Genomic DNA, 22,869 nt, shown 5'->3' on the forward strand with positions numbered 1-22,869 from the left:
GCGCCGGTTTTTCGAAAGTGTAGACCATATTTTTGGGGAAGTAAGGCGGTGACGCGCTCAGTCACAGCGAGCCTCCGCCTTGCTGGGAGTTGAGGACGGAGCGAGGTTGGCGCTAGTGGTTTTGGGGCTTGGCAGGTGGCTGACGCGCTGGCCCGGGCCGATACTTCAAGGTTTCGGCTCGGGCCAGTGCATGGGTTAAATCCAGTCGGAGTCGTCGGAGCCGGCGGTATCGAAGTCGTTCGATCCGTCGCTGGCATAATCGTTCGGCTCGTCCGCGGTCGCGGCGGCAATCGCCTCGTCGCCGTAGTAGTTGTTGATGACCGTCGGTTCCGCCAAGCTATCGTGCGAGGGTTGGCTCCACAGCGATTGGCCGCCGCCGTGGTGGCCCAATAGGCTTTCGATGCCTTGATATAGAAACGATCCGGCGACGACGCCGGCGGCAGTGGTGGCGATGTTGCCCAGAAAGCTCGAGCCGCCGCCGAACGCGCTGGCTTGTGGCGGCATCGGCGCGTTGCGCGGAATTTGGTAATTGCCGGCGCCGGGTACGCCGCCGGCAGCCGGTGCTGGCGCCCACGGATCGTTGCTCAAAAATCCGCCGCGCGGTGCCGCCGCGGCGCTATTTTGCAGTTGCTGTTGCAGGTCGGCGATCTGGCTTTTGGCGCTGTTCAATGCTTGTTCCAGTAACATGGCTCGTTGCACCAGCAGGTAGGCGGCATCGGGTTGTTTGGCGACGCTATCGGCAATCAACTGTGCGGCTTCCGCATCTTTGGCGCTGATTCTGGCCTCGGTCAATTGCTTTAAGAACAGGTTGAGTTGATCGCGTTCTTGAGGATTCATTCGAATGGCTCCGTCTTTGAGAATATTGGCCGCTTAGCGGTTGCGCTGCAGACTTCAGGGGTGGCTTAAAGGTTCCGAAACGATATGGGGCAAGGTGCGCCGATTTTCAACGCTTAAACCGTGGACGGCGGCCCGGCTCGGCGCAGGTCCCGGTCAGGAGCGTTGCCGGCGCGCTTCGCGCTCGGCGGCTTTTTCGGCCCGGATAGCGGCCAGTTCAGTCATTTCGGCTTCTATCATCTCCGAGGTTTCCAATGTGATTCGGCCTATGGTGCCGGCACGCAACTCGGTCAGCAGTAGTTTGGCCGCCTTGTCCAGTTCGACGATGCCGCCGGCGCGCAAGCAGCCGCGTTTGGCACCTATCGCTTCCAGCAAGGCCTGCGATTCTTCCCCTAGGGTTTCCATTCGATAGCGTTGGCGCATTAGTTCCGGATACACACGACGCAGGTAATCCAGCGTATACAAAGCAATATCGGCGTGTTCGAACGCGGTATCCTTGACGGCACCGGTGGCGGCCAGCCGGTAACCGCTGTGCCGGTTCTCGACGTTAGGCCACAGCACGCCCGGCGTGTCGGACAGCACGATATTCTTGCCCAGGTTGATGCGTTGTTGCTGTTTGGTCACGGCCGGCTCGTTGCCGGTCTTGGCGATGGTCCTGCCGGCCAGCACGTTGATGATGGTCGATTTGCCGACATTCGGGATGCCCATGATCATGGTTCTGACCACTTTGCCGGCGGCGGTTTTGTCCGGTAGCATTTTGCCGCACAGGTCTATGATCTGTTTGATTTTGTCGGGTTGTTGCGTGGTTACCGCCAGGGTTTTCACCGCTTGCTCGCGTTCCAGATACGCCTGCCACTGCTTGGTCAGTTCCGGATCGGCCAGGTCGGTTTTGTTCAATACCCGGATACAGGGTTTGCTGCCGCGCAGTCTGGCCAGCATCGGGTTTTGACTGCTGTAAGGGATGCGGGCGTCGAGGATTTCGATCAGCAGATCGATCTCAGGCAGCGCATATTTGATTTCTTTGCTGGCCTTGTGCATATGGCCGGGGTACCACTGGATTTGCATGAGCGGTTGTCTGCGGTCGGGAATGGAGCGCAATTGTAACGTAGTTGCGTAGGTGCGGCAGCGGCGAGCGGCGCTAATCCGGTCTCGGCGGTAGACGTTGTTTGCCAGGGTTTGCTACAATCTGCCGAATTTTTGGTGCTTTCGGCACATCTCAACCCCAGTCCTTCACAATCATCCCGGAGAAAATTCTATGGCAATTAAAGTTGCAATTAACGGTTACGGCCGTATCGGTCGCAATGTTCTGCGCGCACTGTACGAGGCCGGTCGCACCAACGAAATTCAAGTGGTTGCGATCAACGATTTGGGCGATTCCAAAACCAATGCGCATTTGACCAAATACGACACCGTTCATGGCAAGTTCCCGTTTGATGTGACAGTAGATGGCGATTACATTGTGGTTAACGGCGACCGCATCCGGGTTTTCGCCGAGCGCGATCCGGCTAAATTGCCTTGGGGTGAACTGGGCATCGACGTCGTGCACGAGTGCACCGGTTTCTTTACCAGCAAAGCCAAAGCCTCCGCGCACATCTCTGCCGGCGCCAAAAAGGTCATCATTTCCGCTCCAGGCGGTAACGACGTCGACGCCACCGTGGTTTACGGCGTCAACCACCAAACCCTGAAAGCGTCCGATACCGTGATTTCCAACGCGTCTTGCACCACCAACTGCTTGGCACCGCTGGTTAAACCGTTGATGGACACCATCGGCGTCGACCACGGTTTGATGACCACGATCCACTCGTACACCAACGACCAAGTGCTGACCGACGTTTACCACAGCGATTTGCACCGTGCCCGTTCTGCGACCCAGTCCATGATCCCGACCAAAACCGGCGCCGCTGCCGCAGTGGGTTTGGTATTACCGGAAATGAAAGGCAAACTGGACGGTTTCGCGATGCGGGTTCCGACCATCAACGTCTCCGTGGTCGATTTGTGCTTCCAGGCCTCGCGCAACACCACCAAGGAAGAAATCGACAGCATTCTGCGCGAAGCGGCTAACGGTTCTTTGAAAGGCATTTTGGCGATCAACGATGAGCCTTTGGTGTCTTCCGATTTCAACCACAATCCGCACTCATCGATTTACGAAGCGGGTTTGACCAAAGTGACCGGCGGTAACTTCGTTAAAGTCTTGTCCTGGTACGACAACGAGTGGGGTTTCTCCAACCGTATGTTGGACACCACCATTGCGCTGCATAACGCCAAATAAAGGGATTACATGCTGTTAAGAAGAACCAAAATCCTGGCGACGCTGGGACCCTCCACGGACAAGCCGGGCGTACTCGAGGAATTGTTCGACGCGGGTATCGATGTCGTCCGTTTGAATTTCTCGCACGGTTCCGCTCAGGATCATATCGACCGTGCCAACCGCGTGCGGGAACTGAGCAAGAAAACCGGCCGCAGGGTCGGTATTCTGGCCGACCTGCAAGGCCCGAAAATCCGGATCGAGCGTTTCAAGGAAAACAAAGTCTGGCTGGACGAAGGCCAAGACTTTGCCCTGGACATCAATCTTGGTAAATACGACGGCGACCATACTCAGGTCGGTATCAGCTACGAACCGCTGGCGCGCGAAGTCAAGCCGGGCACTCGCCTGCTGCTGGACGACGGTCGGGTGGTGCTGGACGTGGTCAACGTCGAGAACGGCACCCGCGTCAACACCAAAGTGGTGGTCGGTGGCGACTTGTCCAACAACAAGGGCATCAACCTGCTGGGCGGTGGTTTGTCGGCGGCGGCGTTGACCGAAAAAGACAAGGAAGACATCAAAACCATCGCGGTGATTCAGGCCGATTATGTGGCTATCTCCTTCCCGCGCACCGCCGACGACATGCACGAAGCCCGTGCCTTGTTGGAAGCGGCCGGCTCCTATGCCGGTTTGGTGGCGAAAATCGAACGGGCCGAAGCGATGGACGTGATCGATGAGATCATCATGGCGTCCGACGCGATCATGGTCGCCCGCGGCGACTTGGGTGTGGAAATCGGCGACGCCAACTTGCCGGCGGCGCAAAAGCACTTGATCAAACGTTCGCGCGAATTGAACCGGGCCGTGATTACTGCAACGCAGATGATGGAGTCGATGATCGAAAATCCGATCCCGACCCGCGCCGAGGTGTTCGACGTTGCCAACGCGATTGTCGACGGTACCGATGCGATCATGCTGTCGGCGGAAACCGCTTCCGGCAAGCATCCGGTGAAAACCGTGCAAGCCATGGTGCGCATCTGCTGGGAGACCGAAAAGCAACCGAGCGTGACTCATTCACATCACCGCATGACCGATAGCTTCTCGGCGATCGACGAAGCCATCGCGATGTCGGCGATGTACATGGCCAACCACACCAAGATCAGCGGCGTGGCCTCGTTGACCGAGTCCGGCTCGACCCCGTTGTGGATGTCGCGGATCAACTCCAATATCCCCATTTACGCGTTCAGCAGCCACGAAAAAACGCTGGGCCGGGTGACGTTGTACCGCGGCGTATTCCCGATTCCGTTCAGCCGCGAATCGATGGAAAAAGCCGAAGTCAACAAAGCCATCATCGATAAGCTCCGTACCCGCGGTGTGGTCAACAAAGGCGATACCTACATCATCACCAAAGGCGACGCGACCGGCCATCAAGGCGGTACCAACTCGCTGAAAGTGGTCACCGTAGAAGACTGATCGGTTTTTGCCCTAAATCAAAACGCGGCGTTCCGGCTTCGGCCGGACGCCGCGTTTTTTGTTTGTGGGATCGGCGAGCGGGAGTGTGGGGGCTTGGGTTATTCTATGTGCCATTAACTCCGTACTTAAATACCGTTTGCCCTGAACGTGTCGAAGATCCCGTCTCCTCTGGCTTCCATCAGCTTAGCCCGACCGGGATTCCAGGATAAATTCGGCGAATCATTACGGCTTGGCAAATTATTCACTGGCCAGACCGAGGCACGAACCACCGAATATCGCGCTGTAAGTTCATAGACTTACCAGGTACTTTCGTACCGGTACGCGGGTGCCATGACAAGTCGCGACGATTGTTTTAGAGTGACGATGCTCAAAATGTGAGCTTACCGTAGTTACTCAGAGGAGGATCTGCCATGGGTATCAGAAAAAATCACACCACATTAACGCCGGACGAAAAGGCGCGTTTCATTGCCGCTCTTTTGCAACTCAAAGCTAACGGCGTCTACGACCGATATGTGCGTCATCACCGTGAGCTGTTCAACAGTGGGATTCATAGCAGCGTGTTGTTTTTGCCATGGCACCGGGAGTTTTTGCGGCGACTTGAACTTGACCTGCAGGCTATTGACGCCTCAGTAAGCTTACCCTATTGGGATTGGACTACCGACCGCAACGCCAACTCGAGTCTTTGGGATGATGATTTCATGGGCGGCAACGGCGTTCCGCGCGGCGGCGCAGTGCAAAACGGCCCGTTCGCATTCGGTAGCGGTCGGTGGCCGTTGACTGAGCGCGATTCCCCTAGCGATCCCGTCGAACTTACTCGCGACCTGCAACTCAGTCAGTTACCCACTGCCAATACAGTGCGTGCCGTATTGGCTAGCGTGCCTTATCGAGTATTCGTGCGCAACGCGGAGAACCAAAGCCATAACACGGTGCATACGTCGGTCGGCGGTGCCGCGGGTACCGCCAGTTCGCCCAACGATCCGATCTTTTTTCTTTTGCATTGCAATGTAGACCGGCTTTGGGCGCTGTGGCAACGCCAACACCCCGATCAGGCAGCGTTCCAAGGCGATGTCAATTTCAATTTGAACACGCCGCTAGAGCCCTGGCAAAATGAAGTGTCGCCACCGACGCCGGGGAGTGTTATTAACCATACGACCCTGGGATACAGCTACGACGACGAATTGGCGCAACCTCAGCAAATTATCGATTTGACGGTGGGGGCGGCTTCGCGGTCGGCCAATATCGGACTCGCCAGCGAGCGCGACTGGTATCGCTTTTTGGCGCCGACAGCCGGGATCTATACGCTGGAAACAAGTGGGCCTACCGATGTATTCATGTCGCTATTCGGGCCTAACAATCAGACCGATCTGGTTACCAGCGACGACGATAGCGGCCCTGAAACCAATGCTCGAATCGAAACCCAATTATCGGCAGGTACCTATTTTATCGAGGTGCGCCATTATCAGGCTGGCGGCACCGGTCCATACGGCATTGCAGTGGGCGGCAATGTATCGCCCAATCCACCGCCTGGGTTGCCGGAAATTTTGGTCAACGGTCCGGTGGTGCAAGGTAATATCGCCGCTGCGAACGAAAGCGATGTATATACCTTTATGGTTTCCGCTGCCGTCAGACATGCGATTACGACATCCGGTTCGACAGATACCTTTATCAGTCTGTATGGACCCAACAGCCAAACCAGTTTTGTGACGCAAGACGACGATAGCGGACCCGGCACTAATTCGCAAATTGTTCGGGTCCTGCTGCCCGGTCAGTATTTCGTTAGGGTGCGTCATTACAGTCCAACCGGTACCGGGGCTTACGGAATTTCGGTGACTCGCTAGTGAGAGCGGAATTGGAAAGGTACCGATGCCGGAATTAACGCTTCTTCCGAACTAAAATTGACCAGGCGTCGGCATCAATTCTGCCGCAAAATTCGCTTATAGCCTGTCTAATTTGGCATAAGCCAACATCAGCCACTTCAAGCCGGCGTTGCGGAAATTGATTTGTACCCGCTCTTGATCGCCTTCGCCTTCGGTTTGCAGTACGACGCCTTCACCGAATTTCTCGTGGCGGACGGTTTGGCCGAGTTTGAAGCTGCTGCCGCCCAGAGTGGCGGACGCCGACGGTGCAGCGGCGGCAGGGCGGGTGACGTTGGCGCGCAAGCGGATTTCCTGTATCGATTCCTGCGGCAGTTCGCGCAAAAAGCGCGAGGCCCGCGGATAGCTGTCTTTGCCGTATAGCCGGCGCGATTCGGCGTGGGTCAAATACAGTTGTTGCATGGCGCGGGTGATGCCGACATAGCATAGCCGGCGTTCTTCCTGTAACCGGCCGGGATCGTCCAGTGCCTGTTGCGACGGAAACAGGCCTTCTTCCATGCCGACCAGAAACACCAGCTTGAACTCCAGGCCCTTGGCGGAATGCAGCGTCATCAACTGCACGCAATCTTCGTCGGCTTCGCCTTGCATTTCGCCGGCTTCCAGCGCGGCGTGGGCCAGAAACATGTCCAGCTCAGACAGGTTTTCCGCATTCTCGCGATCATAGTCGAACAATCGGGCGGCGTTGACCAACTCTTCCAGGTTTTCCACCCGGGCTTCGCCTTTATCCTGCTTTTCCTTTTTATACAGTTCGATCAGGCCGCTGGTTTCGACGATATGTTTGACGGTTTCGTGCAGACTCCAATCCTGAGTAGCCCGGGCCAGCTCAAGCACCAGATTCATGAAGCCGCGCAGCGCGTTGGCAGCGCGGGCCGGCAACTGGTTTTGTTCCAGCATGGCCTGCGCCGCCTGCCACAAGGACAATTGCTTTTCGCGGGCCAGGAGTCGCATGTCGTCCAGGGTTTTGGCGCCGATGCCGCGGGTCGGCGTATTGACGACCCGTTCGAACGAGGCGTCGTCGTGCGGGTTACTGGACAAACGCAGATAGGCGAGGGCGTTCTTGATCTCCATCCGTTCGAAAAAGCGCAGGCCGCCGTAAACCCGGTATGGGGTGGCGGTGGTCATCAAACGTTCTTCGAACTGGCGGGATTGGGCGTTGGAGCGGTACAAAATCGCCGTTTCGCTGCGTAGGCCGCCCTCGCGCACCCATTGCCGGATTTTTTCGACGACGAAATAGGCTTCGTCCTGTTCGTTGAACGCAGAGTACAAGGCCAGAGCGTGGCCGTCGCCGGCATCGGTCCACAATTCCTTGCCCATCCGGTTGTCGTTGTTGGCGATCAGCGTGTTGGCGGCTTTCAGAATGTGGCCGCTGGAGCGGTAGTTCTGTTCCAGGCGGATCACGCCATGTTGCGGATAGTGTTTTTGGAAGGCGTAGATATTTTCGATTTTGGCGCCGCGCCAGCCGTAAATCGATTGATCGTCGTCGCCGACCACGAACAGGTTGTTGTTGCCTTCGGTCAACAGCCGCAGCCAGGCGTATTGGATGGTGTTGGTGTCCTGAAACTCGTCGACGTGGACTTGCTGGAACCGCTCGCGGTAAAAGCTCAATAAATCGGCATTGTCGCGCAGCAGTTCGTGGGCGCGCAGCAGCAGTTCGGCGAAATCGACCAAGCCCGAGCGATCGCACAATTCCTCGTAAGCCAAATAGATCTGGCGCATCTGCCGCAGGTAAAAATCGCCGCTGTCCTGCATGTGGCGGGCGCGGATGCCTTCGTCCTTTTGCCCATTGATGAACCATTGCGCTTGTTTCGGCGGCCATTTGCTGTCGTCCAGGTTCAGATTCTTGATCAGGCGTTTGACGATGCGCAATTGGTCGTCGCTGTCCATCACTTGAAACGTTTCCGGCAGTTTGGCTTGCTTGGCATGTTGCCTGAGCAATCGGTGGGCCAGGCCGTGAAAAGTGCCGATCCACATCGAGCGGGCAGAGGTGTTCAGCAAATCCTCGATCCGGCCGCGCATCTCGTTGGCGGCCTTGTTGGTAAAGGTTACCGCCAGGATGTGGTAGGGCGAGACGTGGTTGATCTTGATATGCCAGGCGATGCGGTGTACCAGCACCCGGGTTTTGCCGCTACCGGCGCCGGCCAGCACCAGCATGGCTTGGGAAGGGGCCGAAACGGCCAGACGTTGCTGGTCGTTCAACGGAGCAATGATAGAAGAGACATCCATTTTTTATAGCTTGCAGATTTCGGGGAGCTGTGTATATTTGCTTGCCTTTAAAGGGAGAGCCTTGCGTCAGGACTAAATAAATACAACACAGAGAGGATTGGAAATGAGCTTCGATTATAAACGTTTGGTCAAGTTTGAGCACAATATCGGCGATAAAGACAAAAAAGTGCGCATGGTTTCAGGAGTGGTTTTGCTGAGCGTGTCTTTGTTTACCGCCAGCGTGTTAATGCTGCTGGTCGGTTTGGTGTTGGTCGCCACCAGCTACTCCGGCTGGTGCCCGGCGTATTCAGGTTTTGGAAAAAACACGCTGAGCGGCGGTTTTGCCGCCACCGATGCCAGCACCGACAACGGCCAGTAAATGCGGGGCAGCCTGAATTCGCGATAGCGCGAATTCAGGCTGCTGTCATTTTTAGTGTTTCTCGTATTCGCCGTCAATCACAGACCGGTCGCGGGTAGTGTGTCGGAATATCGAACCAGCCTGGGTGGTGGATAAATGCCGCTCGATCAGATAATCGGCTATTTTTCGCCGGACCGCCGGAATCAAGCAGGCGAAGCCGCATAAGTCGGTAAAGAATCCCGGCGTCAGTAATAAGGCCCCACCGACCAACAAGACCGGGCCCTCCACCATTTCATAAGCCGGAATTTCTCCTTGTCTCAAACCGTTCTGGAACCGGTTCCAGGTTGCAAAGCCCTGTTGCCGTAATAGCCATGCTCCCAGGGTCGCGGTCAACACCACCAAAAGCACGGTCGGAAAGGTGCCTATGACGCTACCGACCTGCAACAACAGGTAAATCTCCACAAACGGTACGATCAGAAAAGTCAGAAACAGGGCGTGCATGATTTTCATGGTGAGCTGGCCGGGAAAAAAGCGGCTAATACTAAGAGCATCCCAGTAGAAATTCCAGGATAATATCGCGATGTACCAATTGATACTCTGTACCTGTCCCGATGCGGATTGCGCCGAAAATTTGGCGCATGCGCTCATCGCCGAAAAGCTGGCGGCTTGCGTCAACATCGTGCCCGGCGTCCGTTCGGTTTACCAATGGCAAGGCCAAATAGAAACCGCTCAGGAACATTTGCTGCTGATCAAGAGTCGGCAGGACCGTTATCCGGCGATCGAATCTGCCGTGACAAAACTCCACCCCTATGAAGTTCCGGAAATCATCGCGCTCGACATTGAACGCGGGTCTCAGGATTATTTGCAATGGATAAATTCATGTTTGATTGGCGTTTGATTTTTTTCTGGGTTTTAGTCGCGTTGTCATCGCTGGTCGCGGCTGAAGACAGCCAGGATTTTTTGCCGGCGGAGCAGGCGTTTAAGTTAAGCGCAAGCGCTCAAAGCGGCAATAGTGTCGAGCTTAACTGGCAGATCGCCGACGGTTACCACCTTTACCGGGACAAGACCAAGTTTCAGTCGCAGACCGAGGGCATCGTGCTGGGTCAGGCGCAAATGCCCGAAGGTGCTAGCGAACACGATCCCAGCTTGGGCGATGTCGTGGTCTACCGCAATTCGTTTCAGGTAGGGTTGCCGCTGGTAAACGACAAGGGTTTGCCTCAGCTCAAACTGCTGGTGAAGTATCAAGGCTGTGCCGACGCCGGCGTTTGTTACCCGCCGCAAAAAGTGGTGCTGGATATCGGTTTGCCGGCAGCGCCAACGGCGGCGGTCGTCGGCGGTGAAACGGTGCAACAATTCGTCAAGGGCTTGAAAGGTTTGACGGCCAATGTATTTTCCGCAGACTTGTTGCCGGCCGAACAAGCCTTCCGGTTTTTTGCCAGCGTCAAGGATGGGCATACCCTGCAGGCCTCGTGGCTGATTGCGGACGGTTATTACCTGTACAAGGACAAATTGTCGTTGGCGCTACAGGTGCCGACGACGGCGCAATTGGGCAAACTCCCGCTGCCTGAAGGCGATGCCTACCACGATGCCGAATTCGGCCAAGTGCAGATCTACCGTAACCAGGTTAATGTCGATGTGCCGTTAATACGCGGCCAATCGGCGGCCGAAACCGTCCAATTGCTGGCAAAATTTCAGGGCTGCGCCGACCGCGGCGTGTGTTATCCACCGATGCAGCAGACGGTCAGCCTGGATTTGCCGGAGGCGGGTTCGTTACCGGTTGAACCGGCGGCAGCCAACCCGCGGGAGTCGGAGCAAGACCGGATCGTCAATGCTTTGCGCCACGACAGTCTGGCGTTAACCTTGCTCAGCTTTTTCGGCTTCGGTTTACTGCTGGCTTTTACCCCGTGCGTGTTTCCGATGATCCCGATTTTGTCCGGGATTATCGTTGGCCACGGCCATCAGGTCAGCGTCCGCAAAGGGTTTTTGTTGTCTTTGAGTTACGTCTTGGCCTCGGCGTTGATGTACACCGCATTCGGCATTCTGGCCGCGCTGTTCGGCAGTAATTTGCAGGCAACGTTTCAAGAGCCCTGGGTGATTGCGACCTTCTCCGGCTTGTTCGTGTTGCTGGCCTTGTCGATGTTCGGTTTTTACAATTTGGAAGTGCCCAAGTCGATTCAAACCATGCTGCATCGCTCTAGCGATCGCCATCGAGACGGTTCTTATTGGGGGGCGGCAATCATGGGCGCTTTGTCGTCGCTGATCGTCGGGCCGTGTGTGGCGGCGCCGTTGGCAGCGGCATTGATTTACATCGGCCAGACCGGCGATGCGGTGCTGGGCGGAGCGGCCCTGTTCGCGATGGGCTTGGGCATGGGGGCGCCGTTGTTGTTGCTCGGTGCGTCGGCGGGCAAGTTGTTACCTAAATCCGGCAGTTGGCTGAATTCGACCAAGGCCGTGTTCGGTGTGGTGATGTTGGCGGTGGCGGTCTGGATGCTGTCGCGTATTTTGCCGGCCTCCGTGGCGATGCTGTTGTGGGCTTTGCTGTTGGTGATTCCGGCTATCTATCTTGGCGCGATTGAGCCATTGCCGGAAGCCGCCGGCGGTTGGCGCAAGTTATGGAAAGGCCTGGGGTTGGTCATGCTGGTGTTCGGCATTTTACAACTGATCGGCTTGAGCGCCGGCAATTCCAATCCATTGCAGCCGCTGCAAGGCTTGGCTGGCGGTGGTGGCTCGAAGTCCGAACCGGAGGGGCTGCGCTTTGAGCGAGTGGCGAACCTGCCGGAACTCGAGCAGCGGATACACCAAGCCGCTGCCAGCGGCCGTAGCGTGATGTTGGATTTTTATGCGGAGTGGTGCGTGTCCTGTAAAGAGATGGAGGCTTATACCTTCACCGATCCGCGCGTAAAACAACGCTTGGCCAATACCGTATTGTTGCAGGCCGATGTCACAGCCAACAACGAAGCGGACCAGGCCTTGTTGAAACGCTTCGATCTGATCGGGCCGCCCGGCATTATCTTCTTCGGCGCAGATGGCCATGAGCGTAGCGGCATGCGCGTGATCGGCTATCAGGATGCCGCCACTTTTTTGAACACTTTGCAGCAATTATGAAGCGGAAAATACTGGTTTTTTGTTTGGTTGCGTTAATAGCCGTCGTCGCGGGTATCGCTTTTTACGGGTACCGGGACCAAACCCCGCCTGCAACAACCGAGCCCGGACCGGAGTTGAATTTTAGTCTGCCGGATTTGCAGGACGTGCCGCAGTCGATAGCGCAATGGCGCGGTAAGATTTTGCTAGTCAATTTTTGGGCGACCTGGTGTCCTCCCTGTTTGAAGGAGATCCCCGAATTCGTTAAATTGCAGGCCGAATATCAAGATCGCGGCGTGCAATTTGTCGGTATTGCCCTGGAAGATAAGCAGCCGGTGTTGGACTACCAGAGTCGGGTGAAGGTCAATTATCCGCTGCTGATCGGCGGCGAGGACGCGGCGATGTTGGCGCAGCGCTTGGGTAACTTGATCAATACCGTGCCGTTTACCGTGATTGTCGATCCGCAAGGCAAAATCGTGCACCGCCAATTAGGCGAATTGTCCAGGGAAAAAATCCTGGAAGTGATTGAGCCGCTACTGCCGCCTAATTAACGCCAAATACAGGGAAAGCGTTGCTTAGACAGCTAGAAAGCGGTTTATCTGGACAAAAACCTGCGAATTAGGCAGAATTTCGCTTTATTTGATTCTTTCTTGTTCGATATTTTCATGGCGATCCTTACCGTTCTGAACGGACCCAATTTGAATATGTTAGGCGTTCGGGAACCGGGGTTATACGGCAGCAAAACTTTGCAGGATATCCAAGGCAGCGTTGAGAGTTTGGCGCGGTCGTTGGGGCATCAGCTGAGTTTTTGGCAGAGCAACGCCGAACACGAAATCGTCGAACAGATTCATCAAGCTTACCGGCAAGGTGTCGATTTCATCATCATCAATCCTGCTGCGTTTACCCATACCAGCGTGGCGATTCGCGATGCCCTGCTGGCTACCAAGATTGCATTCATAGAAGTTCATTTATCGAACGTGCATGCCCGTGAGCCTTTCAGAAGACATTCTTATTTTTCGGATATCGCCGTCGGCGTTATCTGCGGATTAGGGGCTACCGGTTACGAATTGGCTGTTCAAGCCGCTCATCAGTTATTACAAGAGAGAACTCAGAACGATGGATATTAGAAAAATAAAAAAATTAATCGATCTTATCGAAGAATCCGATATTGCTGAGATAGAAATTAGCGAAGGCGAAGAGTCGGTACGCATCAGCCGCTACTCCGCGGCTGCGCCGATGCAATATGCAGCTCCTGCGCCGGTAGCGGCTGCACCGGCTCCTGCAGCGGCAGCGCCCGCTGCGGCTCCGGCGGAAGAGAAAATCAGCGGCCACGCCGTCAAATCGCCGATGGTCGGAACGTTCTACCGTTCCGCTTCGCCCGGATCGGCTGCGTTTGTCGAAGTCGGTCAAAGCGTTAGCGTTGGTCAGACCTTGTGTATCATTGAAGCGATGAAAATTCTAAATCAGATCGAAGCCGACAAAAGCGGCAAGGTTAAGCAGATTCTGGTGGAGAATGGTCATCCGGTCGAATACGGCCAGCCTCTATTCATTATCGAATAACCTGTTTCGAGGCTTGGCTTATGTTTGAAAAAATTGTTATCGCCAATCGTGGCGAGATTGCATTGCGCATTTTGCGGGCTTGCCGCGAGTTGGGTATTAAAACTGTGGCGGTCTATTCCGAAGCGGACCGCGACCTGAAGCATGTGCGTCTGGCCGACGAAGCGGTTTGCATCGGCCCGGCGGCTTCTTCCGGCAGCTATCTGAACATCCCGGCCATCATCAGTGCTGCCGAAGTTACCGATGCCGAGGCGATTCATCCTGGGTACGGTTTTCTGTCGGAAAATGCCGATTTTTCGGAAAAAGTCAGTCAGAGCGGATTTGTATTTATCGGGCCCAAGCCGGATACCATTCGGATGATGGGCGATAAAATCTCTGCGAAGAAAGCGATGCAAGCGGCCGGTATTCCATGCGTTCCCGGTAACGGCGACCCATTGGGCGACGACGACGAAACCAACCTAAAAATGGCGCGGGAAATCGGTTATCCGGTGATTATCAAGGCTGCGGGCGGCGGCGGCGGCCGGGGCATGCGTACAGTGCATACCGAAAGCACCTTGTTGAACGCGATAGCAATGACCAAGGCTGAAGCCGGTACCGCATTTGGCAACAGTACGGTGTATATGGAGAAGTTTTTGGAGGATCCGCGCCATATCGAGTTTCAAGTGCTGGCCGATTCGCACGGCAATGCCATCCATTTGGGCGAACGCGATTGCTCGATGCAGCGCCGTCACCAAAAGGTGGTCGAAGAAGCACCGGCGCCGGGCATCACCGAGGAACAGCGTCAGTTGATGGGGGAACGTTGTGCCAAGGCTTGCCGGGAAATCGGTTATTTGGGGGCCGGAACTTTCGAGTTTCTGTACGAAAAAGGCCAATTTTATTTCATCGAGATGAATACCAGGGTCCAGGTCGAACATCCGGTCACCGAGATGATTACCGGTTTCGACATCGTCAAGGAGCAGTTGCGAATTGCCGCCGGCGAACCTTTGTCTATCACTCAGGAGCAGGTTACGTTCACCGGCCATGCCATTGAGTGTCGCTTGAACGCCGAAGATCCGAAAACCTTTATGCCGAGTCCGGGCCTGATCGAGCAATTCCATATGCCGGGCGGTCCTGGCATTCGTTGCGAGACCCATATTTATAACGGCTATCGGGTACCGCCGTATTACGACTCGATGATCGGTAAACTGATCGCGCACGGCGATGATCGAGCCAGCGCAATTGCCCGGATGAAGACGGCGCTGAGCGAAATGGTGATCGACGGCATCAAAACCAATATTCCGCTACAGCAAAGCATCATGGCAGATGCGGCATTTGCTCAGGGCGGACAAAATATCCATTATTTGGAAAAGAAACTGGGCATCCACTAAGCCGTAAATGGCCAAGGCAAAGCGTACGCCGTTTAATTCTCCAGTCAGGGCTTGTTTATGGCATGGCATCAGCTTTCGGTCGTAACCGACGAAACCACCGCTCCGGAAATCTCGGACTTCTTTTCCGAATTGGGAGCGGTTTCGGTAACCTATAGCGATGCGGAAGACGAGCCGGTTTACGAACCGGCTATCGACCAAACCAAAGTTTGGAGCCGCACGCGGGTGACGGCACTGTTCGAATTGGACTCGGATCCGGATATCGTGCAGTCACTGTTGTTCAATCAATTCATCGGTCAACCTTTGCAGGAGTGGTCGGCGGAAGTGTTGCAGGATCAGGCTTGGGAAAGGGCGTGGATGGAGCATTTTCAGCCGATGAAGTTCGGCGGCAAGCTTTGGATTTGTCCTAGTGGGCAGGAGAGAGCGGAGCCGGATACGGTGTGCATGACCTTGGACCCGGGGTTGGCTTTCGGGACCGGAACCCACCCGACCACGGCCTTGTGCCTGGAATGGCTGGCTAGTCACGAATCTAACGGCAAAGTCTTGATCGATTTTGGTTGCGGTTCCGGCATATTGGCGGTGGCGGGCTTGTTATTGGGCGCCGGATACGCGCACGCCATCGATATCGATCCGCAGGCCTTGACTGCCAGCCGTTACAATGCCGAGAAGAACGGGGTGCAAGACCGGATCAGTTATTATCTGCCGGAACAGTTCTCGGCGTTTGCCGCGGATGTGGTGCTCGCCAATATTCTGGCCAAACCGTTAGTCGAATTGGCGCCTGTGATCGCCGAATTGGTCAAACCCGGCGGCCAACTGGTGTTATCGGGGATTTTGGACGAACAGGCCGAAGTGGTGGCCGACGCCTACCGCGCGCTCGGTTTGTCGGTTGCCGAACCGGTGCGTCGTGAAGATTGGTGTCGGCTAGATGTTTGCAAGCCTGGTTGACGAATGTTCACCCTCTGTCCGAATTGCCAAGCACCACAAGCCGTAACGGTCGGGCAATTGCGTCGGCAGCGAGGATTGTTCACCTGCTCGAGTTGCGGTCAGCGTTTCGACGGTCTGGCAGAGTTAAGCGAGGACGGCAGCGAAGCGTCGGATTGTTCTAGAGAGCCAAATGGGATCGTTACGAAACCAGGACAGTCAAGTTTCAAGGGCTGGCGATGGGCTGGCGCGATGGCATTAGCTGTATTGCTCGCTCAAGTTTTTTATTTTGAAGGCGAAAAACTCTACCGCTTGCCTACCGTTGCCGCGAATTGGCAGCGCTTGTGCGGAATGGTCGGTTGCCGACCTCCCGGTTATAACAATGACCTTGAGTTATCGGTATCGCATACCGATTTACAGCGCCAAGCCGACAATAGTTACGTTTTCAGCGCGGCAATCACCAATCATGCCGTTTTGTCGCAGGAAGGTACGATGTTAAGGTTGACTCTGCTCGGCTTTAACGGCCAAGCGATTGCGGAGCGGGCTTTTTCATTGTCGCAACTGGCCGGTGTCGCTGCGCTAAAGCCGGACCAGACATTGCCGATTCGATTGCATATCGCCGCACCTGCGGCTCAGGTGGGCGGTTATGTTTTTAAGTTATCGTAAATACGCATGAGTTATCCCGAACTGTTTCTGAAAAAGAACGAAGACAAACGTTTGCGCCAAGGCCATTTATGGGTGTTCAGCAATGAAGTCGATTGCCGGCGTTCACCGCTGGAGCAATTTAGTCCGGGCGACTTGGCTACCGTATGCGATGTCGAGGCTAAGCCGATCGGACTAGCCTATGTCAATCCCAATGCTTTGATTTGCATGCGGTTGTTGACTCGTAAAAGCAATCTGAAAATTGGCGAGAGTTTTTTCAAATCGCGGCTGAGCCAGGCGCTGAATCTGCGTCAGCGTTTGTTCGACAAACCGTTTTACCGCTGGGTGTTCGGCGAAAGCGATGGGCTGCCTGGTTTGGTGGTGGACCGGTTCGGCTCGGTATTGTCGGTGCAAATCACCACGGCCGGCATGGAGCGGCACAAGGATTTAGTGGTCAAGGTTTTATGCGAGTTGGCTGAACCGACAGCGGTACTGTTGAAAAATGATACCGGCCAACGCCAGCTTGAAAACTTGTCTCTGGTGCCGGAGTTGGTTTTTGGGGAATTGCCGGAGCATTTGGTGGTCGAGGAAAACGGTTCCCGATTTTTGGTGAATGTTGCCGAGGGTCAAAAGACGGGCTGGTTTTACGATCACCGGGAGAACCGTGCCCGGCTGGCAAAGTTGGTGGGCGGCATGCGGGTGCTGGATTTGTTCAGTTACGCCGGGGCCTGGGGCATTCCGGCAGCAATGGGCGGGGCGGCCGAAGTCTGTTGCGTCGATAGTTCTGAAAGCGCGTTGAAACTGGCCGAAGCCAGCGCCGAGTTAAACGGTGTCGCCGGTAAAATGCGTTTTGTGCGCAGCGATGTGTTTGAGTTTTTAAAGCAGGCTCGAGAGCAACGCGAACAGTTCGACGTCATCATATTGGATCCGCCGGCCTTGATAAAACGCAAGAAAGATTTTAAATCCGGTTATGAAGCTTATCGACGCTTGAACCATTTGGCGTTACAGGTCTTGTCCGGCAGCGGTATTTTGGTTTCGGCGTCTTGTTCTCACCATTTGAGTCGGGAAAATCTGCAAGAAATTTTGCGATCGTCGGCACGGCATATTGATCGGCATTTGGTGTTTTTTGCCGCCGGTGGCCAAGGCCCGGACCATCCGATACATCCGGCGATGGCCGAAACCGAATATTTGAAAGCGTTCTTTTGCGCGGTTAGCGCACGTATCTGACCAGATGCCGGCGCAGAAGTCGGGCTGCGATCTGTGTGGGCAGCCGGTGTTGATTGGCGGATTCAAGTTGAATACCGTGCAAGGGCCGAAAAAATTCTGCTGCGAGGGCTGTCGCAGCATTTTTCAATTGCTCAATGCCGAGCAAATAATAATAACGACAACAGAGGAGAAACAAACATGACTACCCAAGGGGGCATAAAAGCCTGCGAATCGTGTACAGACCGCGTCAATATCGGTTGCCATCATAAACAGATGCCGGTGTGGTCCAGGGCCGTCGGTTTGTTGTTTATTTACTTGCCGATTCTGACTTTGCCTTTTGTCATTAGCAGCGCTTATCTCACCTACTTCAGTCTGAAATTGGTCGGTGCGCAAAATGTCAAAACCTGGGGTGATTTCTTGCCGGCCAGATCGAGTCATCGCTATGATCTGAAAAGCCAGATTACGATGGACGGCTCGTTCAAGTTGAGTATGTCGCAGTCCAAGCTATTTTGGATTTTAAATTGCACTTGGTATTGCCCTTACAGCGTGGGTTTGTTTGAATGGCATGCCTACATGGTGAAAGTGGTGGAAAATTGGTGGTGCCCTTTTACCCATGATCGTAAGAACAGCTACACCCAAGGTGCTATTGATCAGTCTTTTTGGCACATTTACCCGGAAGAGAAGGCCAAGTTGCATGAAGAGGATAAAAGCAATCCGATTTTTACCGCCGACCCGGATGCCTAGTGGTTCCGCGATTGTCATAGTGCCTTAATCCGGCCCAGGGATAATGGCGGATCGGTCTGGTGCTGGAGTTATATAGTTTTTCGGCACTTGACCGGGATGGGTGGTTGAGAAGGCTGGTTAAATTCATTAGCCGCAAACTCTCATAACCTACAGAGTCTAAAAACCAATTCTTATTGTCGACACGGAATGAATACAGAGAATACTAGAGCGGCCGTTGTGTGGTCTTGTTGGGGGGCGGCTTTTTTGCTGCTGTGTTTGGTCTTTCGCGACAGCTTGGCCGAAATGGTTAACACCTGGACTAACGTTGAGGAGTATAGCCACGGTTTCTTCATTCCGTGTATCACGGTTTATCTGATCTGGATGCGGCGTAGCGAGCTGAGCTTGGCACAAAACTTCAGAGAATCGACGCCCGGGTTGGCTGTGATTGTTTTGGGCCTACTGATTTTTATATTGGGTGGTCTGGCGACAATCAAGACGATGGAGCAATACGCGTTCTTGATTGTATTGACCGGCATGTTTGTGTGTGCATTCGGTCTAACAGGGTTAAAGACTGCCTCTGTACCTTTATTGTTTTTGGTTTTTATGGTGCCTTTCCCGGCATTTATTCTGAATAATTTGTCATCAAAATTGCAGCTAATATCCTCTTGGCTCGGTGTTGAATTTATTCGGGCTTGTGACATCATGGTGTACCTTGAAGGTAACGTGATCGACTTGGGCAATTATAAGTTGCAAGTGGTTGATGCCTGTAGTGGTTTGCGCTATCTGTTCCCCCTGGCCAGTTTGGCGTTCTTGTGCGCCTATCTGTTTAAAGGGCCGTTTTGGCAGAAGCTGCTGATTTTTTTGTCGGCCATGCCGTTGACTATCCTCATGAACAGTTTTCGTATCGGCGTGATTGGTGTGTTGGTCGATAATTGGGGTACTGAGATGGCGGAAGGCTTTTTGCACGATTTTGAAGGTTGGGCTGTATTTCTGTTGTGCATGGTGCTGTTGTTCATCGAGATGTGGATTTTTAGTCGGATCAGCGGCAGAAAGCTGGCATTTGGTGAATTGGTGCAGATCCCCGCGGAATGGGGGAAGGCTCCGGTCATTGGCTCTTCCGTCGGGCAATTGAATCGGTCGGTATTTGTAGTTGCAATATTGCTTGTTACCGGAGCCAGTGTCGCGGAAATGTCCAAAGGTAGGGAAGATGTAATTCCGCAGCGCAAAGCGTTCTTAAATTTTCCGACTACGCTAGGCGATTGGCAGGGCCGCAACGATTATTTAAGCCAGTTCTATTTGAACGAGTTGAAGTTGACCGACTATGTGATTATTAATTTCAACCAATTGGGTACCCAAAACAGCGTCAATTTTTACAGCGCTTACTATCAGTCTCAGCGTAAAGGCGCTGCGGTGCATTCGCCGCGCAGTTGTATCCCGGGCGACGGTTGGCAAATTATTAGCTACAGTCAGAAAGAGTTTCCTGAATTTGCCTTGGACGGCCATTCGCTTGAATTGAACCGGGCTGTTATTCAAAAAGGCGACAGTCGCCAATTGGTGTATTTCTGGTTTCAACAACGGGGTAGAACGATAACTAACGAATACATGGTCAAATGGTATTTGTTTTACGATGCTATTATGATGAATCGGACGGACGGGGCGTTGGTAAGATTAGTCACTCCGGTGAATAAGGCTGAAGACATAGCGTTGGCCGACAGTCGCTTGCAAAGTTTTTTGCGCGATTTATTACCTGAGTTAGGAAATTATTTGCCTGGGAAAACGATAGTTCCAGCTACAGATGTTTCTACTTCAGGTTGATTGAGCAAGAACAGCCGCGTCGGTTCTAAAGTGGCTGAGTCTAAATTGGATTTTTCGAATGTTGTCCTACAGAAAAGGAGCTTTAAGTGAGTACTAAAAAAGCGTTGATTACCGGAATTACCGGCCAGGACGGGTCGTATCTGGCTGAGTTTTTATTGGAAAAGGGTTATGAGGTGCACGGTATCAAGCGACGGTCTTCGCTTTTTAACACTGAGCGCGTCGATCATATTTACCAAGATCCTCATATCAGGGATCCGAAGTTTTTTTTGCATTATGGCGACTTAACCGATACTTCGAATTTGACGCGGATTCTCAGCGAGATCCGTCCCGACGAAGTCTACAACTTGGGGGCGATGAGCCATGTTGCTGTATCGTTCGAGTCTCCCGAATATACGGCCGACGTCGATGCAATAGGTACCCTGAGGTTGTTGGAAGCGATTCGATTTTTGGGATTGGAGAAAACTACTCGGTTTTACCAGGCATCGACTTCCGAGTTATATGGCTTGGTCCAAGAAATCCCGCAGAGAGAAACGACGCCGTTTTATCCTCGTTCGCCCTATGCGGTGGCTAAGCTGTATGCTTACTGGATTACTGTCAATTACCGCGAAGCCTATGGTATGTATGCTTGCAACGGTATCCTGTTCAATCATGAGTCGCCACGTCGTGGCGAAACGTTTGTAACTCGGAAAATTACCCGAGGGCTTAGCAATATAGCCATTGGTTTGGATCAATGTTTGTACATGGGCAATATGGACTCTCTGCGTGACTGGGGGCATGCTAAGGACTATGTGCGGATGCAGTGGATGATGCTGCAGCAGGAACAGCCGGAAGATTTTGTAATCGCTACCGGCGTGCAATATTCGGTGCGACAATTCATCGAAATGTCAGCTAAAGAATTAGGGGTAACCATTCGCTGGGAGGGTAAAGGCGTTAGCGAAAAAGGGTTTGTCGAGACTATTACCGGCGACAAAGCCCCGGCAATGACGGTCGGCCAAAACATCGTGGCGATTGATCCCCGTTATTTCAGACCGGCAGAAGTTGAAACCTTGTTGGGCGATCCAGCTAACGCCAAAAACAAGTTGGGCTGGGTGCCGCAAATTACGCTGCAAGAAATGGTCGCGGAAATGGTGGCGTATGATCTGGAGCAGGCGCAGAAGCATGCCTTACTCAAAAAGCAAGGGTATAGTGTAGCCGTCAGTAGGGAGTAAGTTTGTAATGGATAAAAATTCGAAAATTTATCTGGCAGGTCATCGCGGTATGGTTGGATCGGCCATATATCGCCAGTTATCGGATGCCGGCTATCAGAATATTGTGGTTCGAACCCATGCGGAATTGGATTTGACTGATCAAGCCGCTGTTCGCGAGTTTTTGGCGTCCGAGAAACCCGATTGGGTGGTATTGGCTGCCGCCAAGGTTGGCGGTATTCATGCCAACAACGAGTATCCGGCTGAATTCATATACCAGAATTTGATGATTGAGGCTAATGTCGTTCATGCCGCTTGGTTGGCGAATTGTCGTAAGCTTTTGTTTTTAGGAAGTTCTTGCATATATCCGAAGTTTGCGGAGCAGCCTATGCGGGAGGATGCGTTGCTAACGGGAGTGCTGGAGTCGACTAACGAACCTTACGCGATTGCCAAAATCGCTGGGATCAAATTGTGCGAATCGTACAACCGCCAATATGGCGTTGATTACCGTTCGGTCATGCCGACCAACCTATACGGCGAGAATGATAATTTTCATTTGGAGAACAGTCACGTTATTCCGGCCTTGGTCAGGAAATTTCACGACGCAAAAATAAACAATGCTCAGACGGTCGAGGTGTGGGGAACTGGCAAGGCTATGCGCGAGTTTTTACACGTCGATGATATGGCGGCGGCTTGTATACACGTCATGGGCTTATCCGAGGCGGAATACAAGTCTTGCACCGAGCCTATGTTGTCGCATTTGAATGTTGGCACTGGTACGGATGTGACTATTCGAGAACTGGCAGAGACTATCGGTCGAGTCGTCGGTTTTCAGGGCGAAATTAGTTGGAACACAAGTAAGCCTGACGGTACGCCGCGTAAGTTGATGGATGTATCCAAACTGAAGTCTTTGGGGTGGGAGCCCAAGATTGGTTTGGAAGAAGGTCTAAGCGGTACCTATAAATGGTTTTTGGCTCATCAGGGGCACTTTAAGAGTCATTAGCCGTCTCTCGCCGCACCTTAACGGCTAAAATTAAGTTAAGTGTTGACAGAGTGGAGAGTTATGGCTAGAATGAGCGGCTCTTCACTGCTGGCGGCTTTGGGATTGAAAGTTGGATCCTGGTTTGGTGGTGGCTTTACTGGCTCTGTTGTTTTGGGGTTGGTGAGCTGGTGATTTCGATTTGGAGGGTTTGAATCGAAAGTCGCTGAAAAAAGTGGTTGACACGATTCCTGATTGCTGTAGAATATGTCGGCTCAACGGGGCGAAATGCTCTGGCTCTTTAACAAACTGAATCGAAATAATTTGTGTGGGTATGTGTAGCGATCGATTTCTGTTAGAAATTATCGGTACAGACCACGTCAATTTAAGCTTATAAATTACGTTCTGTAATCGAGT

21 protein-coding genes are annotated in these 22,869 nt (G+C 53.6%); 17 read left to right on the plus strand and 4 right to left on the minus strand.

Annotated elements, in window-relative coordinates; all coding sequences use genetic code 11:
• Positions 1 to 195: 195 nt before the first annotated feature.
• Together AC0IM9_RS14105 and ylqF are read right to left on the minus strand one after the other, a co-directional pair.
• On the minus strand, positions 196 to 837 hold the full coding sequence (locus AC0IM9_RS14105; RefSeq protein ID WP_482804432.1) for a DUF2076 domain-containing protein: 642 nt from the start codon (positions 835 to 837) through the stop codon (positions 196 to 198).
• A gap of 153 nt (positions 838 to 990) precedes the next feature.
• A complete protein-coding gene (gene ylqF / locus AC0IM9_RS14110) occupies positions 991 to 1,899 on the minus strand; it encodes a ribosome biogenesis GTPase YlqF (RefSeq protein WP_482804433.1) in 909 nt (302 codons plus the stop codon).
• A 190-nt stretch (positions 1,900 to 2,089) separates the two neighbouring features.
• On the opposite strand from ylqF, the gene gap reads away from it, so the two are divergent.
• The 3 genes from gap to AC0IM9_RS14125 all read left to right on the plus strand — a co-directional run bounded on the left by gap (position 2,090) and on the right by AC0IM9_RS14125 (position 6,384).
• Complete coding sequence (gene gap, locus AC0IM9_RS14115) at positions 2,090 to 3,103, plus strand: type I glyceraldehyde-3-phosphate dehydrogenase (protein ID WP_140912164.1); 1,014 nt, start codon at positions 2,090 to 2,092, stop codon at positions 3,101 to 3,103.
• Between the two features lie 9 nt (positions 3,104 to 3,112).
• The gene (pyk, locus tag AC0IM9_RS14120) at positions 3,113 to 4,546 is read left to right on the plus strand and encodes a pyruvate kinase (RefSeq protein WP_482804434.1); all 1,434 of its coding nucleotides are present in this window, start codon (positions 3,113 to 3,115) and stop codon (positions 4,544 to 4,546) included.
• A gap of 410 nt (positions 4,547 to 4,956) precedes the next feature.
• On the plus strand, positions 4,957 to 6,384 hold the full coding sequence (locus AC0IM9_RS14125) for a tyrosinase family protein (RefSeq protein WP_482804435.1): 1,428 nt from the start codon (positions 4,957 to 4,959) through the stop codon (positions 6,382 to 6,384).
• 96 nt (positions 6,385 to 6,480) lie between these two features.
• Here the strand turns inward: AC0IM9_RS14125 and uvrD are convergent, their stop codons facing one another.
• Positions 6,481 to 8,643, minus strand: a complete 2,163-nt coding sequence (gene uvrD, locus AC0IM9_RS14130; protein WP_482804436.1) for a DNA helicase II — start codon at positions 8,641 to 8,643, stop codon at positions 6,481 to 6,483.
• Positions 8,644 to 8,746: 103 nt separating this feature from the next.
• Between uvrD and AC0IM9_RS14135 the strand changes: the two genes are divergently transcribed.
• Positions 8,747 to 9,001 carry a YgaP family membrane protein gene (locus tag AC0IM9_RS14135; RefSeq protein ID WP_140912168.1) on the plus strand — a complete coding sequence of 85 codons (255 nt, stop codon included), beginning with the start codon at positions 8,747 to 8,749 and terminating at the stop codon, positions 8,999 to 9,001.
• A gap of 51 nt (positions 9,002 to 9,052) precedes the next feature.
• Here AC0IM9_RS14135 and AC0IM9_RS14140 read toward each other — a convergent pair whose 3' ends face one another.
• On the minus strand, positions 9,053 to 9,490 hold the full coding sequence (locus tag AC0IM9_RS14140) for an FxsA family protein (RefSeq protein WP_445372909.1): 438 nt from the start codon (positions 9,488 to 9,490) through the stop codon (positions 9,053 to 9,055).
• A gap of 70 nt (positions 9,491 to 9,560) precedes the next feature.
• On the opposite strand from AC0IM9_RS14140, the gene cutA reads away from it, so the two are divergent.
• The 13 genes from cutA (at position 9,561) to fcl (ending at position 22,476) form a co-directional block, all read left to right on the plus strand.
• Positions 9,561 to 9,878 carry a divalent-cation tolerance protein CutA gene (gene cutA / locus AC0IM9_RS14145; RefSeq protein WP_482804437.1) on the plus strand — a complete coding sequence of 106 codons (318 nt, stop codon included), beginning with the start codon at positions 9,561 to 9,563 and terminating at the stop codon, positions 9,876 to 9,878.
• Positions 9,860 to 12,085 (plus strand): protein-disulfide reductase DsbD, encoded by a 2,226-nt coding sequence (locus tag AC0IM9_RS14150; protein ID WP_482804438.1) that lies wholly within the window; start codon positions 9,860 to 9,862, stop codon positions 12,083 to 12,085. The genes cutA and AC0IM9_RS14150 overlap by 19 nt, the downstream gene beginning before the upstream one ends.
• 113 nt (positions 12,086 to 12,198) lie before the next feature.
• A complete protein-coding gene (locus AC0IM9_RS14155; protein ID WP_482804439.1) occupies positions 12,199 to 12,612 on the plus strand; it encodes a TlpA family protein disulfide reductase in 414 nt (137 codons plus the stop codon).
• Positions 12,613 to 12,726: 114 nt separating this feature from the next.
• The gene (gene aroQ, locus AC0IM9_RS14160) at positions 12,727 to 13,188 is read left to right on the plus strand and encodes a type II 3-dehydroquinate dehydratase (RefSeq protein ID WP_140912173.1); all 462 of its coding nucleotides are present in this window, start codon (positions 12,727 to 12,729) and stop codon (positions 13,186 to 13,188) included.
• On the plus strand, positions 13,178 to 13,621 hold the full coding sequence (gene accB / locus AC0IM9_RS14165; protein WP_140912174.1) for an acetyl-CoA carboxylase biotin carboxyl carrier protein: 444 nt from the start codon (positions 13,178 to 13,180) through the stop codon (positions 13,619 to 13,621). The genes aroQ and accB overlap by 11 nt, the downstream gene beginning before the upstream one ends.
• A 20-nt stretch (positions 13,622 to 13,641) precedes the next feature.
• Positions 13,642 to 14,985, plus strand: a complete 1,344-nt coding sequence (gene accC / locus AC0IM9_RS14170; protein WP_140912175.1) for an acetyl-CoA carboxylase biotin carboxylase subunit — start codon at positions 13,642 to 13,644, stop codon at positions 14,983 to 14,985.
• Between the two features lie 57 nt (positions 14,986 to 15,042).
• Positions 15,043 to 15,927 (plus strand): 50S ribosomal protein L11 methyltransferase, encoded by an 885-nt coding sequence (prmA, locus tag AC0IM9_RS14175; protein ID WP_482804440.1) that lies wholly within the window; start codon positions 15,043 to 15,045, stop codon positions 15,925 to 15,927.
• Positions 15,928 to 15,930: 3 nt separating this feature from the next.
• Positions 15,931 to 16,569: a zinc-ribbon and DUF3426 domain-containing protein gene (locus tag AC0IM9_RS20445; protein WP_505331667.1), complete on the plus strand. Its 639-nt coding sequence runs from the start codon at positions 15,931 to 15,933 to the stop codon at positions 16,567 to 16,569.
• Positions 16,570 to 16,575: 6 nt separating this feature from the next.
• Positions 16,576 to 17,772, plus strand: coding sequence for a class I SAM-dependent rRNA methyltransferase (locus AC0IM9_RS14190; protein WP_482804441.1), 1,197 nt, complete (start codon positions 16,576 to 16,578; stop codon positions 17,770 to 17,772).
• 195 nt (positions 17,773 to 17,967) lie between these two features.
• Positions 17,968 to 18,495 carry a hypothetical protein gene (locus tag AC0IM9_RS14195; protein ID WP_482804448.1) on the plus strand — a complete coding sequence of 176 codons (528 nt, stop codon included), beginning with the start codon at positions 17,968 to 17,970 and terminating at the stop codon, positions 18,493 to 18,495.
• Between the two features lie 186 nt (positions 18,496 to 18,681).
• Positions 18,682 to 20,289 (plus strand): VPLPA-CTERM-specific exosortase XrtD, encoded by a 1,608-nt coding sequence (xrtD, locus tag AC0IM9_RS14200; protein WP_482804442.1) that lies wholly within the window; start codon positions 18,682 to 18,684, stop codon positions 20,287 to 20,289.
• A gap of 86 nt (positions 20,290 to 20,375) precedes the next feature.
• Complete coding sequence (gmd, locus tag AC0IM9_RS14205) at positions 20,376 to 21,497, plus strand: GDP-mannose 4,6-dehydratase (RefSeq protein ID WP_482804443.1); 1,122 nt, start codon at positions 20,376 to 20,378, stop codon at positions 21,495 to 21,497.
• A gap of 7 nt (positions 21,498 to 21,504) precedes the next feature.
• On the plus strand, positions 21,505 to 22,476 hold the full coding sequence (gene fcl, locus AC0IM9_RS14210) for a GDP-L-fucose synthase (RefSeq protein ID WP_482804444.1): 972 nt from the start codon (positions 21,505 to 21,507) through the stop codon (positions 22,474 to 22,476).
• The last annotated feature ends 393 nt before the right edge of the window (positions 22,477 to 22,869 follow it).

It is taken from the genome of Methylomonas sp. Uni0011, from assembly GCF_056850255.1.

Bases quoted from the DNA above. Each gene is read 5' to 3' on its own strand.
- gap (WP_140912164.1), top strand. From the start codon at position 2,090: ATGGCAATTAAAGTTGCAATTAACGGTTACGGCCGTATCGGTCGCAAT.
- AC0IM9_RS14190 (WP_482804441.1), top strand. From the start codon at position 16,576: ATGAGTTATCCCGAACTGTTTCTGAAAAAGAACGAAGACAAACGTTTG.
- AC0IM9_RS14125 (WP_482804435.1), top strand. From the start codon at position 4,957: ATGGGTATCAGAAAAAATCACACCACATTAACGCCGGACGAAAAGGCG.
- AC0IM9_RS20445 (WP_505331667.1), top strand. From the start codon at position 15,931: ATGTTCACCCTCTGTCCGAATTGCCAAGCACCACAAGCCGTAACGGTC.
- aroQ (WP_140912173.1), top strand. From the start codon at position 12,727: ATGGCGATCCTTACCGTTCTGAACGGACCCAATTTGAATATGTTAGGC.
- accB (WP_140912174.1), top strand. From the start codon at position 13,178: ATGGATATTAGAAAAATAAAAAAATTAATCGATCTTATCGAAGAATCC.
- pyk (WP_482804434.1), top strand. From the start codon at position 3,113: ATGCTGTTAAGAAGAACCAAAATCCTGGCGACGCTGGGACCCTCCACG.
- AC0IM9_RS14135 (WP_140912168.1), top strand. From the start codon at position 8,747: ATGAGCTTCGATTATAAACGTTTGGTCAAGTTTGAGCACAATATCGGC.
- cutA (WP_482804437.1), top strand. From the start codon at position 9,561: ATGTACCAATTGATACTCTGTACCTGTCCCGATGCGGATTGCGCCGAA.
- fcl (WP_482804444.1), top strand. From the start codon at position 21,505: ATGGATAAAAATTCGAAAATTTATCTGGCAGGTCATCGCGGTATGGTT.
- AC0IM9_RS14105 (WP_482804432.1), bottom strand. From the start codon at position 837: ATGAATCCTCAAGAACGCGATCAACTCAACCTGTTCTTAAAGCAATTG.
- ylqF (WP_482804433.1), bottom strand. From the start codon at position 1,899: ATGCAAATCCAGTGGTACCCCGGCCATATGCACAAGGCCAGCAAAGAA.
- accC (WP_140912175.1), top strand. From the start codon at position 13,642: ATGTTTGAAAAAATTGTTATCGCCAATCGTGGCGAGATTGCATTGCGC.
- xrtD (WP_482804442.1), top strand. From the start codon at position 18,682: ATGAATACAGAGAATACTAGAGCGGCCGTTGTGTGGTCTTGTTGGGGG.
- uvrD (WP_482804436.1), bottom strand. From the start codon at position 8,643: ATGGATGTCTCTTCTATCATTGCTCCGTTGAACGACCAGCAACGTCTG.
- AC0IM9_RS14140 (WP_445372909.1), bottom strand. From the start codon at position 9,490: ATGAAAATCATGCACGCCCTGTTTCTGACTTTTCTGATCGTACCGTTT.
- AC0IM9_RS14150 (WP_482804438.1), top strand. From the start codon at position 9,860: ATGTTTGATTGGCGTTTGATTTTTTTCTGGGTTTTAGTCGCGTTGTCA.
- prmA (WP_482804440.1), top strand. From the start codon at position 15,043: ATGGCATGGCATCAGCTTTCGGTCGTAACCGACGAAACCACCGCTCCG.